11 protein-coding genes are annotated in these 15,258 nt (G+C 34.6%); 9 read left to right on the top strand and 2 right to left on the bottom strand.

All coding sequences use genetic code 11. The features are described 5' to 3' along the window. A partial coding sequence (locus tag JCM21738_RS17795) for an SMI1/KNR4 family protein (RefSeq protein WP_023613861.1) occupies window positions 1-349 on the top strand: 349 nt, incomplete at its 5' end. 1,635 nt (window positions 350-1,984) lie between these two features. Here JCM21738_RS17795 and JCM21738_RS23960 read toward each other — a convergent pair. Then, window positions 1,985-2,206, bottom strand: coding sequence for a hypothetical protein (locus JCM21738_RS23960; RefSeq protein WP_023613862.1), 222 nt, complete (start codon window positions 2,204-2,206; stop codon window positions 1,985-1,987). A 1,108-nt stretch (window positions 2,207-3,314) separates the two neighbouring features. Here JCM21738_RS23960 and JCM21738_RS26155 point away from each other — a divergent pair. The 3 genes from JCM21738_RS26155 to JCM21738_RS17815 are packed head-to-tail and all read left to right on the top strand — an operon-like array spanning window position 3,315 to window position 6,696. After that, entirely contained in the window at window positions 3,315-3,743 is a 429-nt protein-coding gene (locus JCM21738_RS26155) for an ATP-binding cassette domain-containing protein (protein WP_243463067.1), read from the top strand. After that, a complete protein-coding gene (locus tag JCM21738_RS26160; protein WP_243463068.1) occupies window positions 3,740-4,201 on the top strand; it encodes an AAA family ATPase in 462 nt (153 codons plus the stop codon). The genes JCM21738_RS26155 and JCM21738_RS26160 overlap by 4 nt, the downstream gene beginning before the upstream one ends. Beyond that, on the top strand, window positions 4,198-6,696 hold the full coding sequence (locus JCM21738_RS17815; protein ID WP_023613865.1) for an ABC transporter permease: 2,499 nt from the start codon (window positions 4,198-4,200) through the stop codon (window positions 6,694-6,696). Before JCM21738_RS26160 ends, JCM21738_RS17815 begins: the two co-directional genes overlap by 4 nt. Before the next feature lie 416 nt (window positions 6,697-7,112). On the opposite strand, the gene JCM21738_RS17820 is transcribed toward JCM21738_RS17815, so the two are convergent. Further along, the gene (locus tag JCM21738_RS17820) at window positions 7,113-8,915 is read right to left on the bottom strand and encodes a TniQ family protein (RefSeq protein WP_023613866.1); all 1,803 of its coding nucleotides are present in this window, start codon (window positions 8,913-8,915) and stop codon (window positions 7,113-7,115) included. A 69-nt stretch (window positions 8,916-8,984) separates the two neighbouring features. Here JCM21738_RS17820 and JCM21738_RS22700 point away from each other — a divergent pair, with 69 nt between their 5' ends. The 5 genes from JCM21738_RS22700 to JCM21738_RS24905 all read left to right on the top strand — a co-directional run bounded on the left by JCM21738_RS22700 (window position 8,985) and on the right by JCM21738_RS24905 (window position 15,235). After that, window positions 8,985-9,626 carry a TnsA endonuclease N-terminal domain-containing protein gene (locus tag JCM21738_RS22700; protein WP_023613867.1) on the top strand — a complete coding sequence of 214 codons (642 nt, stop codon included), beginning with the start codon at window positions 8,985-8,987 and terminating at the stop codon, window positions 9,624-9,626. Continuing rightward, a complete protein-coding gene (locus JCM21738_RS17830) occupies window positions 9,626-10,105 on the top strand; it encodes a hypothetical protein (RefSeq protein ID WP_035209803.1) in 480 nt (159 codons plus the stop codon). The genes JCM21738_RS22700 and JCM21738_RS17830 overlap by 1 nt, the downstream gene beginning before the upstream one ends. Further along, on the top strand, window positions 10,090-11,733 hold the full coding sequence (locus JCM21738_RS17835) for a TnsB C-terminal domain-containing protein (protein WP_035209804.1): 1,644 nt from the start codon (window positions 10,090-10,092) through the stop codon (window positions 11,731-11,733). The genes JCM21738_RS17830 and JCM21738_RS17835 overlap by 16 nt, the downstream gene beginning before the upstream one ends. Before the next feature lies 1 nt (window position 11,734). After that, entirely contained in the window at window positions 11,735-12,724 is a 990-nt protein-coding gene (locus JCM21738_RS17840) for a TniB family NTP-binding protein (RefSeq protein WP_023613869.1), read from the top strand. A gap of 141 nt (window positions 12,725-12,865) precedes the next feature. Next, window positions 12,866-15,235 carry a YobI family P-loop NTPase gene (locus JCM21738_RS24905; RefSeq protein ID WP_035209806.1) on the top strand — a complete coding sequence of 790 codons (2,370 nt, stop codon included), beginning with the start codon at window positions 12,866-12,868 and terminating at the stop codon, window positions 15,233-15,235. Window positions 15,236-15,258: the final 23 nt, after the last annotated feature.

Genomic DNA, 15,258 nt, shown 5'->3' on the forward strand with positions numbered 1-15,258 from the left:
GGTGCAATTCCCTATAAGTTATAGGAAGTTTTTGAGGAAATATGGCTTGGGAGATGTTTTTGGAGAAGAAATATTCGGTCTAGGAACAGAGGAAACAGGAATTCCTAATATGGTTTGGATTACAAAAGAATTAAGGAAAGAAGGAAATTTGCCCAATAATTTAATTTGTATTTATTTTGCTGATGATGGTGAGTATCTCTGTTTGGATTGCACACAACTCCAAAGTAATAATGATGACAATGCTCCAGTTGTTTCATTCATCAACGGACTACCGTTAAAGGAACAACGTTTCGACAAAATTGCTAAGAATTCTTTTGAGAAAAAAACTGTTGATGATGATTGTGTTTAGTTTTGTTTTTGTTATGGCTGCTTGTAAATCACAAGAAACAATCAAAGAAGAAAAATGGGAAGATAATAGCCCGACTTTTACTAATATCCAGTGATGGAATGCCTGAATTTTATTTGCAAGATCAGCAAACAGCCGCTCGACATATAAGTGATTAGGGGATAAAACTTGAGGAAATCTACTGTTTTTTCTATTTATTTATCTCTGTACTTACTGGATGTACAGCTGACATAAAGTTATTTTTGTATGAAGAAACACCAGATTATCACATGGAAACGAATGAATCGCCACCAATAAAATAACGGAAAATCGAAGGAAAGGACAAGGATGAGTCTGCTCTTATGAGCAATTCCATTAAAATCCTTATTCGTGAACTAGCTACTAAGGACACTATGCGACGATCAGGCACAATTTACTGATGAAATTGAACAGATTATCGAAGAATCTTCGGCTACTTGTAAGGTGAATGGCATAATTATTACCCAAACTATCAATACTCCGGTAAAAATACCCACTTCTCTAGTGAAACAAAATTCAACTTCCAAATATGGATAAAGAAAAAATATAAACTAATAATCTAAAGAACATCTCCAAAGTGGACATTGCCTTCTTTGGAGATGTTCTTAATCTTTTAGTATATTGGATAAGGTAGGTCCTCTCGATAAAGTGTTCCCTTATAAAGGTACTTACCTTCATATTTAGTATTGTAAGGAAGATAACCTCGATAAATAGTACCATAATAATTTTCTGAATGCCATACATAATCAGTCTGATAAAGTTTATATGTCATGCCATTTTTGGTGGCCGGCGCTGTAGCAGCCTCTACACTTACTAATAAGAAACTAGCCAAAAACAAAAAGGACATTAATGAACTAACGAATATTTTCTTAGACTTTTTCATACGTCACCAATCTTTCTACAAAATTTTATTTAAGCTCAAATTGTTATGATTACTAAATTAGTAATAAAGAGAAAGCCGCTTAATCTCGTTATACATCTTCAACAGCAGAGAAAAAGAAAAGGTCTAAGGTTTAAACATCTCAAAAGTGATGGTGGTTAATCCTTGAAATGTGTTTATTAGATTACTGGATAAGGTGATCCTTCTCGGTAGAGGGAACCCTTATAATAGTAAAATGGTTCAGCTTTTTGACCATACCCTTTCTTATTTTTGTGAGTTTTTCCACTGTGCAGGCTGCCACCCGTAAGGGACACGATTCTTTCGAAGAAACTAGATCCTTAAAAAAATTTAACTTTGTTTCAAAAACTAGTGAACTACCAATTTTAAGTAAATTTTCATGCGTTCACCTCTCTTTTAATACACTAAGTTTGTCTTTCATAGTTAAATTTACAATAAATTCAAAAAAAAATTACAATTATATTTTGTAAATTATTACTAAAAAAAAGTATATTAGTAGAAAATATACATCTCATTTTGTAGAAAAAAGGGGTTTGGTAGAGTCTCATTCCGAACCCCTTTTTGGCGTTTGTAGCTTTTTCCACTTAGAATAGGCGACTCCACGCCTTCATTCTAGGTCTTTAATGGAGTTTGCCATGTCCAGCTGGCTATATTCTTAAGGTTTTGGGCAGTGTACGTGTGCATTGCCTGCATCGACAATTTTTAAGCCTGCTAAGGGTTGGTCAATGCATGCAATACTTCCCTTTTGCATTTGCGAATACGCGCTCAATGGTTTCTATACGTTTCGCAAAAATCCCTTTTGTGTCTTTTTGATGCCTTAGGTGGTCCGCTTCTTCCACATCTCCCTGCCAGATGTGATGATTCATCACCTTTTTGTGGTCCTTGCTTTGTGTGCGATGGGCAAAAAACGAAGAGGAGGCGCACAGATCCTTCGTTTTTTGCATTCCGGGTAGCCTTCCTTATTCGTGGTCCAATACTTCAGGATTTGTGCCGCTGGGCAGATGTAACAGTCATAGGTTTCGTCATAAACATAGTTATGCTTTCGGAGGGAACCCTCCTTTGTCCGTGGTTGGGTATAAGACAAAGCCGGTGTGATTTAGCTTTCAAACAGAAACTTCGCGATGTCTAGTGTTTAATAAGCTGCATCTGCGGTTTGGTTTTTCCGACCTTCTCTATCACTTGGCTAACCACCAGGTCGAGAATAAGGCTGTCATGGATATTGTCGGGTATCACAATCGTCCCATGGATAAGGCCGTTTCGGTCAGAAGCCACAAGGTATGTTTGGCCCGTTCATCCTTTAAGAGTGGCACTCTCTGGAATCGTTCGTGCTCTCCTTGGTTTCTTGATTTCTTCGTTTCCTCCTTATCGAACTTGGCGGGCGGAAAAGGAGGAGCTTTTCCCGTGCTCTTCACAGTCTTGGTGGATTTCCTCCTGAAGGTGTAAAGACTGCTGCGGGAGCAGAGGCTCACCGCCCGCCCTGTGAAAAGCGAAGCGCCTGAAACTGAAATCAACAGTCCATTCTAAGGCCAAAATAAAGACTGTAGGCAAGCCGGATTTTCATCGAGTTTGTCTACAGACTGAAATATATTAAAAAATATCTTTACTTTTGCATAGAAGAAGGAAAGGGAAAAATATAAAAAGTACCTTAAAAGTGATGGTTAATCTTCACTTAGAGATACTTTTTTATTTATCCGTATGCTGTATATGGCAAGTCTTTATCGTAAAGGAGCTCCTGAGAAGATGCAAACGTAATTTTGTAACGTCTATTTATTACACCCTGTGCTCGTCTAGGTAACATATATAAAGTGTTGTAATCGGCCTCTTTTCCAACAGATAGTTGCCTGGGTACAACGGCTGAATCCACTCTGTTCTGCAGGTGAAGAATACTTAAAAATATTAGAAAATCCCTCAATGAAACCGTCAAAAAACATAAAAGTACCGTTAAATTTAATATATAGTCAAAAAAATGTAAAAAATTTTAAGAAATGTAAAAACAATGAAATATATGTTATAATTAAGCAATCATATATTATTTCTATACGGGGGATAAACATGATTTTATCTGTTGAAGAAATACAAAAATCATATGGAAAAGAAAAAGTGTTACATGGAGTGAGCATCCGGATTCATCAGCCTGAAATCGTTGCTTTGGTTGGACCGAATGGATCGGGAAAGTCTACCCTTCTTGGAATCGTCACCAACTTGATCAGCCCGGACCATGGCAAGGTGAAAATTTTAAATCGTACCAATAAAGATCCGGAAATTTTCCGCTATGTTTCTTTTATGCAGGATAACTCTGTCCTCTATGATTATTTGACAGGCTATGACCATCTTCAATTTATCGGGGATGTCCAGGGCATTTCGAAAGGACAAATCCTATCTGCAGCTGAACGGGTTGGAATGGAAAGCTATTTGCATAAAAAAGTTGGCAAGTATTCTTTAGGGATGAAGCAGCATCTTTTACTTACCATGCAATTGTGAACGAGCCAAAGCTTCTGATTCTGGACGAGCCTCTAAACGGCCTTGATCCAACAAGTGCCATCCGGGTAAGGAAGTTGCTACTGGAGTTGAATAAGGAAGGTACAGCCATTATTCTTTCCTCCCATAATCTGTCCGAGATTGATAGAGTGACATCCCATATTCTCTTTTTAAAAAATGGCCAGCTCATTGAGGAAGATTTATCTCTCCATGAAAAAGTTGCCTATGAGCTTACAGTCCAGCAACCAGAAAAAGTAATCGGGGTATTGAGTGCCGCAGGTATAGAAGTTGAACATGGAAAAGAAAATAAACTGATTGTAAGTTTGGGAGATGCTTCTTTAAGTCAGTTGTTCAAACAGTTAAGCACCCATGGGGTGCAGGTATTGAACATCGAGAAAAAAGTCATCGGTTCCGAGGAACGGTATCAGATGATTTTTGGAAAAAAGGAAGAAATCTTATGAATCTTTTAACCTTTGAACTGAAGAAAATTTGGAGACAAAAAAAGATATGGTGGCTTTTCCTGATTATTCTTATCAGCGCAGCATACCTTTTTCATTACAATGCTTCCCGGCAGAATGAATGGGTTATCAAGTTAACGGAAGAAATTGTAGAATACGGAAATGCGGCTGAACAGATCCAGACAGACCTAGAAGGAAAACGGAAAGAAGATCTCCTTGATGAACCTGGATTACTGCAGCATGAATATATCGTGGAAGCAAGGTACGCCTTGTATAATTGGCAAATCGCTGTTGAGCGCAAAAAGTGGGACGAGATTCCTAAACTGCAAGGAGAATTCCTTGACAGTTTGGGCCGATTTGAAACGGCTGGAGGAGTATTTCCTCCTTTGCAAGGCATGGAAAAAGTAATAGCTGTGAAGAAAAATGACTATATGCGCGACAACAACCTTCCATATGAAAATGAAGAACATCCGACTTCTGCCCACCTGATATTAAAGCAGTTAAGCAGCCTGTTTATCGGACTTGCCGGGCTTGTGATCCTGCTATTTTTCTTTGGGACCACGTTGACACAGGAGAAGGACCAAAAGACAATCTTAATGTTAAGAACACAACCGATTACACAGAGGGATCTGCTAACTTCGAAGTATGTAAGTATCTTGCTGGTGTCACTGGTGTATATTTTATTCGTCATCTGTCTTGGTTTGTTAATTCCAATGGCATTTGGAGAACAGCCGTTGCGATTGGAATATCCGCAAGTTGTCTTTAATGGAGCAGAAGTCGAAATTGTTTCAACCGTCATATATATATTAAAAAGTATTGCTTTATTCATAGGTGCGTTGATATTTTCATTCAGTTTGGCCTTATTCATTGGCACCCGAATGCAAAACACCTTTAATGCCCTGGTCATTACGTTTTCAATTTTATTTGCTGGGTATTTGTTGACGAGCATGGCAGGAGTTCTAGAGACTCCGCTCAATCCTTTTTACTTGCTTCATTTAGAGCCGTTATTGAATGCGGTGCCTGATTCTAAAGACGGTCTATATGTCATTAGCGCATTTGTTTGGAGTTTGTTTTTGATTTTCCTGTCCGTCTATCTGCCTGAACGAGAATATAGCCTTTTAGATTCCAGGTTAATCAAGAATCCCTTTCGAAAGGGAGCGACAAGTGCTAGAAGGAACTCTTTATGGAAGATCGTCGTTTTTGAATGGAGGAAATTGATAAGGAAAGGGAATTATCGGTTTGTTTTAGCGATTTCGATTATTTTTATCGCTTGTAGCTATGCTTTTATTTCTCAAGAAGCAAAAGAAAAGGAGCAGGAATTCGTAGCTAATTTGGAGAGGGACAGAATCGGCATTTTTGAAGTTGATATTCCGTTCAATGAACAATTCTTAAATGATTTAAAGAATGACCTGCAGACAGCCTTAAAGGAGGAAGAGGATACCTCTTATTTAATGGAGCAACTAAACGAACAAGAAATTGCCTTAAACGCTCATAGAGAATTAGCGGACCTTATCAGTCTGGCAATAGCTGACTATAAGAAAGGGAATTATATTCATTTAATTGAATATCAATTGTTTTATAATCGTTTAATAAACGGGGAATTTAATTCATCCTACAGTGTCGTTGATGATATTGGACAATTTACAATGGATGCCAGCATCGCAGAAAAGCAGTGGCTTTTAAAGCATACGATACGTCCTCTTTCATCCGGGGGACTTCTCTTAAATATCCATACTAATACGAAAAAACTGTCAAGGGAATGGATAGTAAACAATGAAAGAATAGATGATAATGGGCTATTTTCTCTTTATTTATTCTTCCAGCAAAACGCCCATTTCCTGCCGCTAGTTTTCCTGTTGTTTTTAGTGGGTGGAGGGCTGGCTTATGAGAGGGGGAAACGCCCGACAATCTCCTTTTTGCGGACACAGCCAGTTTCAGAACAATCGATTTTTTATGGGAAAATCCTTCATTCAGCTATTGTATCAATTATCACATGCTTAATTTTATTCGGAACTGTCATCCTAATTGGGACAGTGTTTGACCGGTTTGGTGATTGGAATTACCCTATCCTTCATTATGATGGATTGAGTGAGTCTAGTACAGCCGACTATAAAGGCATGAAATCCATTTATTATGGATTTCAATTCATTCCCTTAGGATTGTACCTCATGCAAATTATATCTTTATTCTTGGTGGTATTGCTCTTTATTCTTATACTAAGCCAATTCTTATCTATCTTTATCAAAAGTCAATTCGTTGTTTTTGTGTCTACAGTATTCATCGTGATCGGGGGATTTATGGCAAGTAAACATTACCTTGCCGCTGCTGCACATCTATCACCTTTCACGTACTTGGACATAAATAGGATTGTCAATGGAGAAGCTTCCACTTTGCTCGACAACCCTGCATTGAATGTTTATACTGGCCTTTTTGTTTTAGTTGTATCGATTTTATTTCTTGTAATCATTGCAACACTTTTATTAAAACGTAGGATTTAACTATACCAAGAGATTTTAAAGAGAAAGAAAACAATTATATTACTTTTTGTTTCTCTTTTTGCAAACCTATCGGGTTTAGCGGGTTATTGAGTAAATAAACGACCTTTGTGGTCGATGGATCTACACTTTTTTGTGTATTGTATCTATCGCCCGAAGGTCATTTTTTATTGTCTTTTTATAAGTTGTTGGAAATCAATGATACGAAGTAGTGTAACTGTCTTTCTTACTTTATGTCTGTCTTTATTGATAATTTTAATTTTGTCAGTAGGTAACTTGTTTCGTTTATAATACTTTCTATCTTGAACTAAAGGGTGCTTATGTTGAAGAAGGACAAGCCTGTATCATTCTATGATACAGGCTTGTTATTTCTTTATTTTGGAATTTGCTGATTACCTAAACAAAGCAAAACATAGATCTCATTGTTGTCGTAAGAACAAAAGCCTTTTCCCGTCGTTAACCTGTGGACCTGATACAGAAATCATTTTTCCTAATGTGTATTTTTTAATAACCTGTTTGATTTGGAGATTGAGTTTAATTGCCAGCTCTAATGTTGTTATAAACTTCTCATGAAAGTCCATGAAGTTTTGAAATGGTATGGCATTAGTGCCTTCATAATCAAAATCACCAAATCGACCACTTTTTATCCAATGCTGAATATCAGATTTTTTAATTCCCAAGAGGAACGATACGTCTCTAAATGAAATATCTTCAGACTCTTGGCTGCTTCTAAATATCTCTTTTCTAATTTGGAAGTAAACGTCCCTTTTATCTAATACCAGATCCGAAAATTCATTTGAATTATATGCAAACTTTATTGAACCCTTTAAAATGTTTCTGATTAGCAAATGCGCCTTATCTGGGCCAATCCATTTAACTGCTTCATTGAGTGAAGTAGGGTTGTCGATATCTTTAATGGCTCCCTGTTTAACTTTTTTTTCAACCAAACTTATAGAAGATTTAGGGATAACCCAGTTAAATGCACTACCAGATTTAAACCAAAAAGCTCCTTCAATAAGCCCATCTTTTAAAATAGCAAAAGTAGCTTTTGCGCTTGTTCCCCATATTTCTCTCAATTCTTCTTTGGTATAACTATTTTCAAATTTGTTCACAAAGGATTCTAATTCTTCTTTATTAATAACTGTAATATTGGAATTCAAAATGCTTATTTTATTGGATTTAATTAAACTTGAATTAATAATGCTTCCGTTAAATTTTGGATATATAAATCTTAACTCATCAGATCTAATGTATTGTTTGTCGGGTAAACGCCCTTTTTCACATGCTACATAATTTGTAAATGAATTAGAAATTTCCCACAATGGTGTGTTAATAACTTTTGGAATTCCGTACTTTATAAAACTCTGAAGTGGCTCATCATTATGTTTTTCTGCTTTTTTTATAAATTCCTTAAATCCACCTGGCCAATTAGTAATTATGTCAAAGACATAACTATATAAACATGCTGCTTGTTCTACAGTCCGATAATTCTTCAAATGGTTTCTCTCAAGGATTTTTCCCGTGAAATTCATATTGTATTTTGGGATAGAAAATTCTTCAGCAGGAAGCATTTTCACCGCCCATAAGGCTATAAAGTCTAAAGCTTTTAAAAAGGCAGCAGAATCCTCCAGCCAAGCATTAAGTAATAAAAAAGTATTCTTTTCGAGGATTAGATTTAATATCTTCTGAAATTCGATGAATTTATTGGGAAAATTCAGTTTAATAGGTGAATCTGAGAGTTTTTTGTTACAATTTGAACACTCATCAAGTATAATGGACTTTGTATTCGGAATATTACGACAATTAATACAAATATCCCATAATAATGTACCGTGTTCTAAACACATAATTGAATGGCAATTTATCCATGTCTTTCTTTGATATCCCCCTTCTTTTAGGCATACAGGACAAAACCTGGTTTTCTTATATAAAAACCAAATGTTTTTAGACTCTTTGCGCACTTCTAAATGATTCCTCTCAAAATGATTATAAACAGTTAACATCTCTGCTTCTTCATATGTTATCCCAAGAAATTCAGCTAGAGATTTAAGTTCATCTCCCTTTAACCAATTAACTCTTTCCGGTGCCAGTTTAATCGATAATTTCTTATCAATTAATTCAAATATCCAATCAAGATTAGTCATCTCATGTTCTCTTGCTATCCTGTATATATAACTTAATAGTGTTTCTTGTGAATAAGGTTTTAGATAAAAAAGCAACATATAAACACCTCTTCTTTTATCCTATATTTTCCTTATCTTCTAAAATTATGTAGAAGGAAGTGAGGTTTAATGAAACCTTCAAGAAAGATTAAAGCCAGTAGCAAGCTCAGCATTAGAGGAAAGCATAACAGTACTAAAATGCACAGGATGATTCCTTGGGAAAGTACATTGGAAAGAGATTTTATTAAACGTCTTGATTTTGATCCAACAGTTACATCGTTCAAATTCCAACCCCTAAAAATTAATTATGTCTATCAGGGAAAAAAACGAAGGTATTATCCCGACTTCCTCGTTGTGAAAAATGATATGAAGGAGTATATCTACGAGGTTAAGGCATTAGAAAAGACTGAGGATGAAGTAAATAAAGTTAAGTTTCAAGTCGGAATGAAATTCTGTAGCGGGAGAAATATGAAATATGTAGTGGTATCAGAGGCGGATATTCGTGAAGGTTTTTTAATTGAAAACCTCGATGAATTGTCCGAAGTTAGGCTAGAATCGACCAGCAGAAAAGTTATGTATGAAATCCTTAGGACAATAGAGAGCATGGGTGGGAGAATTAGTAAAGCTTATCTAAAAGAGTGTCTCAAACATATAAATGAAGCAGAAGTTGAGAGTAATTTATATCACTTGATATATACTCATCAATTGTCAATGGATCTAATTTCAGCCCCAATTAGCGATGAGTCCATAATTGAAAGGATGTGTAATTAATGGCAGGCTATTATTTTTCTCCAGGCTCTAGGTTTTTGATTAAAGACAATGAGTATTTAGTAAGAAAAGAGCTAGAAAGAGATTATGAATTAGAGAATTTAAATTATCAGCAGATCGAGTTATGGACAAAAGATGAGCTGCTAAGATTATGGTGGGAAGGAAATTTAGTGTTCAGAATCAAAGAGGAAGACAAGCAATATATACGTGCGCAAAATTTTGATGATTTAGATGAAAAGTCAAAAAATGAAGCCATCAGGCGGTATAAGGCTTTAGAGCCAGTAATAAAAGGAGATGTTTTGTCTTCGGAAATTAAGGAGTATCTTAATTCCCTGAATGGAGAAGTGAAAAAGTCTGCTTTTTATGAGTGGAAGAAAAGGTGGGAAAGTACAGAAGACATTAGAGCACTTGTATCATTTAGGTCAGGCCCCAAGGTCCTAGGATTCCTGAAGACACCCGACAAATCATGGATGGTGCAATAAATCATTATTTAGAGAATTATGTATATGAAGGATTACATTATACTATGGAAGATATCCATTCAGAATTATGTTTAAGGATAGATGAGGAAAATGTAAATAGAGATGAATCGGAAAAATTAAAATACGTTTCACAGTCTAAAGTGAGAAGAAGGTTTATGGAGTTAGTTGATATTTATAAAGTAGATTTACCAAAAAAAGGTACAGTTTTAGCTAAATTAAAAAGAGATGGAGTTAAAGAAGAGGTGATTGCAACAAGGCCTCTTCAAAGAGTAGAAATTGACTGGACGCCAGTTGATCTAATGCTGATTGACCCCTCGGATCTTAAAGCGAAAAGGCCGAATCTAATATATGCAGTTGATAAGTGTACAGGTATGCCAATGGGCTTTTTTGTTACTTTTAAACCAGTTGATAGCATGGCGTTAAAACAATGTTTAATTCATTTAATAATGCCAAAAACCTATTTAAAAGTATTATATCCTTTAGTTGAAAACGAGTGGGTAGCTCACGGGATTCCCCACACTATTGTGGTTGATAATGCGAGTGTAAATGATTCATATGAATTCGAAGAGGCATGTCTGCAGTTAGGTGTGAAGGAGGTTCAATTTTGCAAAATCGATGCAGGTCATCAAAAGGGAACGATTGAGAGAGCCTTTAGAAGGTTAAACACCATGTTTATCCATAATCAAAAAGGTACTACTTTTTCAAACTTTATTGAAAAAGGCAGATATGATTCTCAGAAAAATGCTTGCATTACTATTCAGGGTTTTATCTATATGGCACATCTTGGCATGGTTGACATTGTAGCAAATACTTTCGATAAAAGACGAGGGAATTCTCCTCACCACCTTTGGGTTCAGGGAATTGAAGATAATAAACGTCTTATGCTTCAGATTCCACGAAGTATTGAATCATTAAAAATCATCTTAATGGGCGGGTCAAAATTAAGGACTATACAGCAGCAAGGAGTAGTAATTCAAAATGAATATTATTATAGTCAAGAGTTAATGGAGCTAAAGAACCTTTTGGAAAAATTCAAACGAGTGGATGAAGAAGTACGTGTTCGATTCGATTTAAGCGATATGAGAAAGGTATTTGTGTACGATCCAATAAATAACAGATATATAACTGCAGAATTCACTGGACTAAAGAGAAAAAAAGTAAACTTAGAATTACCTGTTCCACTAATGGCCTTGGAATTGGATTCTAAAAAAAGAACGGAGACAAAAAAGACTTTCAGTCCAAGTGACAGAGCAAAAGCAAAACGCAAAATGGAGTTAATACGAGAACAAGATGAAAAACAAATTAAAAAGTGGAAAAGAAATAAGGATAAGATTGCATCGGATTATCAAAACTCTGATTTCATCACTGATACCGTACTTAAGCCTGTACAGGTAGAAACGAAAAGCAATGCTATTATTACTACTGAGACTAAAATTGATGTTCCGTCAATCAATGATGAAATAAGAATTATTGATGAAGAGCCGGTAGTAAAACAAAAGGGTGAAAAGAAGTCTGAGTCTCAAAATGATAAAAATGAAAATTGGTATATCGAATACGAGGACACAGATATTGAAGATCTTCCAAGTTGGGACGTAAATATGAAGAAGGACAAAAAGGAGCTGGCGTAGTATGAATGAACAATTTCCTTTCAAGCGATTGAATGGTATTCCAGCAAGCCAGGATGATGTGAGAAGAAGAAGAGAGCATGTAAAGAAAATAGTTATTGCTCATCCCGATTATAGTAATTTACTTTCAGAGATTGAAGATATTCATTTCTATTCGCGAGGTTCAGTAAAACCTGATTCACTGTTTTTATCAGGAGTAGCTGGAGTTGGTAAATCCACGTTATTAGAGGAGTACACCAGCCGTTTTCCAAGACAAATAGTTAACAATAATACTGTCATCCCTGTGCTGTACTCAACAGTGCCAGTAGGGGCTACCCCGAAATCAGTAGCCTCAAAACTACTTTATTCTCTTGGAGATCCTGCTTATGAAAAGGGAACAGAGATTAGTCAAACAAGCAGGTTAATGAATTTTATAAAGAAGTGCAAGGTTGAATTGATTATAATAGATGAATTTCAGCATCTGTTAGATAGAGATACACAACATGTGCTGAATAAAGCATCTGAGTGGGTAAAATCGTTTTGTGATGAAGCTGGGGTACCTATCATCTTATGCGGATTTCCGGAATCGAAAAAAATATTTAAATTTAATTCTCAGCTTGATCGACGATTCCTTATGAAACTGACCATGGAAGGTTTTCATTACTATACTCGAGAAGAGCAAATAGAGTTCAGGACGTTTTTAAAAAGTATAGATGAGAGGTTGCCTTTTGTAGATAGGTCATCATTGGCATCTAAGCAATTAGCGGATAAATTATACTACGCCACAAACGGGCTGCCTTCACATCTAAATAAAATCTTGTATGAAGCAACAGGGTTAGCAGCAAAAAGCGGGAACGATTCAATTGATGAAAATCATCTTTATGATGCGTTTAATAAACTTGAAGTATCTACACGTCCGTTTGTCTCGAATCCTTTTACTATAAAGGATTTCAATATAGTTGGAGCTTTTGAAGAGGAGCTTAAAAATAATGAGGCTACTAAGAAGATTATTTAATCACCATTGCTAATGCAGTGGTGTTTTTTATTCTTTCCCATAAATCAATCATAACCATAAAGTGGTATAATTAGTAATAATTTGTCTTTTTTTGATTAAGAAACAGCTAAGGATATCTCATTATTGGTAGGAGGTTATAACGTGAATTTTTCGGTAATCGATTTAATATCAAAATTGATTAATAAGTTAAAAAGCTCAAATGAATCCGGAGAGAGGAATGGTAACAGTGCATTTTTTGAGGATTTAACACCCAAAAATAATATTGATGAAAATGGTCAATATTCAAATGCATTAACTTGGGCTTTAGAAAATATCAATATTAATAATATTGCCTTAACGGGTCCCTATGGGTCCGGAAAAAGTAGTATTTTAAAGACATTCCAAAGTAAGAATTCTAGAGATTATAAATTTTTAAATATATCTTTAGCATCCTTCAAAGAAGAGGAAGAGAAAAATGAAAATATCTTAGAAAAAGGTATATTACAACAAATGTTTTATAAGGTACCTAGTAAAACATTACCTTTTTCTAGGTTTAAAAGAATTAGGAATGAAAAAAAACTTATCGTGTATTTAAAAGTGTCTTTTTTATTAATCTTTTTATTTTTAGGATTGCATTTATTTAACCCGAGTTTTTTAGGAGAATTTTATAATAAAACAACTATTAAAAATAATATTACTAGTGGAAACAAATTTTCACTTATTGTTACAGGTTTCTTGTTGTTAATTTTCTTAGCTTATTCTATAAACCTAATCACTAACCTTTTTAACTTTCTTGGGCGGAATTTAAAATTTAGTAAATTAACATTACCAAATGCAACAATTGAAATTGATAAAGAATCCGAAAGTTCTATTTTTGATAAATACTTAGATGAAATAATATATTTTTTTGAAACAACGGAATTTCAAGTTGTAGTTTTTGAAGACTTAGATCGATTTAATAACCTTGAAATTTTTGAAAAGTTAAGAAGCCTAAACACATTAATTAATAACTCCCAGCAAATTAATAGGCGGGTAGTATTCCTATATGCGATTAAAGACGATATGTTCGGGAGCGAAGATGATATGTTTAGTAGCAGAAATAGAACCAAATTTTTTGATTTTATAATTCCGGTAATTCCAGTAATTAATTCATCTAACTCCTATCAAATTTTAAAAAATAAATTAAAAACTACACCAGGTGCGGAAGCAATTACTGAAGATTTGATAAATGATATCACCTTTTATATTGACGATATGAGGATCTTAATTAATATTTGTAATGAATACAACCTTTATAAAGAAATCCTTGGAAGTATTGATCTCATTGAAAATAATTTACTGGCAATGATTGTATATAAAAATATATATCCTAAAGATTTTTCAGAACTTCAATTTAATAAAGGGTTAGTATTTGATGTCTTTAAAAATAAAGCAGCTTTCATAGACACTCGGATAAATGAACTAGAGAGTGTGATGCTTAAGACTGAAAATGATATTAGTAAAGTTGAGAGGGAAGCATTAACTAATATTCAAGAGTTAGATCTTGTTTATGCAAAAGCATTATTCACGAATAATAAACAAATTCAGTTAGATGGCCAGCAGTATTTTGAGAGTAATTGGGAAGGTTTGCAGTTCTTTGAAAAACTCGAGGGAGTCGGATCAATTGCACATTATAATCAAACATACGGATGGAGAAATGCGACTAGGGAACAAGTTGCCTCAGTTTTCGATACAAAAGGTGATTATTTTGAAAGAAAGAGAATTATAAAGATTAAAGAAGCAAATCAAATTGATAAGCTAAAGCAAAAAATAGAATTATTAAGGAAAGAAAAGCAAGAAGTAATGGCTTGGTCACTAAAACACATAATAAGTCAAAGTGATAGCGAAGAGATTTTCAAAGGGAAAATAAGAGAAAAGAAATTATTAGTGTATTTAATTAGGAATGGCTATATTGATGAGATGTACTCCCAGTATATGAATTACTTTTATCCAGGAAGCATTACTACCGAAGATATGAAGTTTATCATGAGTGTTAAAGATCTAGAGGCTCTTCCGTTTAACTATTCATTATCCAACGTGAATAGAATTGCGGAAAAACTGCATGGATCTGATTATAAAAGGCCAGAGATTTTGAATTATGACCTAATTGAATTCCTGCTAGCAAATAAAAATCGTTACCCATTATTTTTGGATTTAGTTATTGAGCAGTTAGTCAATCAGAGTCAAGTATCTCTTTCCTTTATTGATAGTTTTAAGGACATAACAAAATTTAAAGATGATTTTATAAAAATGATTGGCAAGAGATGGACTAATTTTTGGTCTTTTATTCAATTTGACTCTAATTATTCCACAATTAAAACAGAAGATTATTTAAAAGATATTATCAGGTATGTGGATAAAGAAGATATACTGGCTATGAATATTGAAGAAGTATTAACTCATTATATATCTAATAAAAGTGATTTTTTTGCATTACTCCCTAATATAGATGAAGTGAAAGTACAACATATATTAAAAGTAAGCGTAAAATAATCCCCACCTATATTATAGATGGG

It is taken from the genome of Mesobacillus boroniphilus JCM 21738 (assembly GCF_000517385.1).
GTDB lineage: Bacteria > Bacillota > Bacilli > Bacillales > Cytobacillaceae > Mesobacillus > Mesobacillus boroniphilus.

Coding starts and splice junctions, on each gene's coding strand:
- JCM21738_RS26155 (WP_243463067.1), top strand. CDS start 3,315: ATGATTTTATCTGTTGAAGAAATACAAAAATCATATGGAAAAGAAAAA.
- JCM21738_RS17830 (WP_035209803.1), top strand. CDS start 9,626: ATGGCAGGCTATTATTTTTCTCCAGGCTCTAGGTTTTTGATTAAAGAC.
- JCM21738_RS22700 (WP_023613867.1), top strand. CDS start 8,985: ATGAAACCTTCAAGAAAGATTAAAGCCAGTAGCAAGCTCAGCATTAGA.
- JCM21738_RS17815 (WP_023613865.1), top strand. CDS start 4,198: ATGAATCTTTTAACCTTTGAACTGAAGAAAATTTGGAGACAAAAAAAG.
- JCM21738_RS17820 (WP_023613866.1), bottom strand. CDS start 8,915: ATGTTGCTTTTTTATCTAAAACCTTATTCACAAGAAACACTATTAAGT.
- JCM21738_RS17835 (WP_035209804.1), top strand. CDS start 10,090: ATGGATGGTGCAATAAATCATTATTTAGAGAATTATGTATATGAAGGA.
- JCM21738_RS23960 (WP_023613862.1), bottom strand. CDS start 2,206: ATGCAAAAAACGAAGGATCTGTGCGCCTCCTCTTCGTTTTTTGCCCAT.
- JCM21738_RS17840 (WP_023613869.1), top strand. CDS start 11,735: ATGAATGAACAATTTCCTTTCAAGCGATTGAATGGTATTCCAGCAAGC.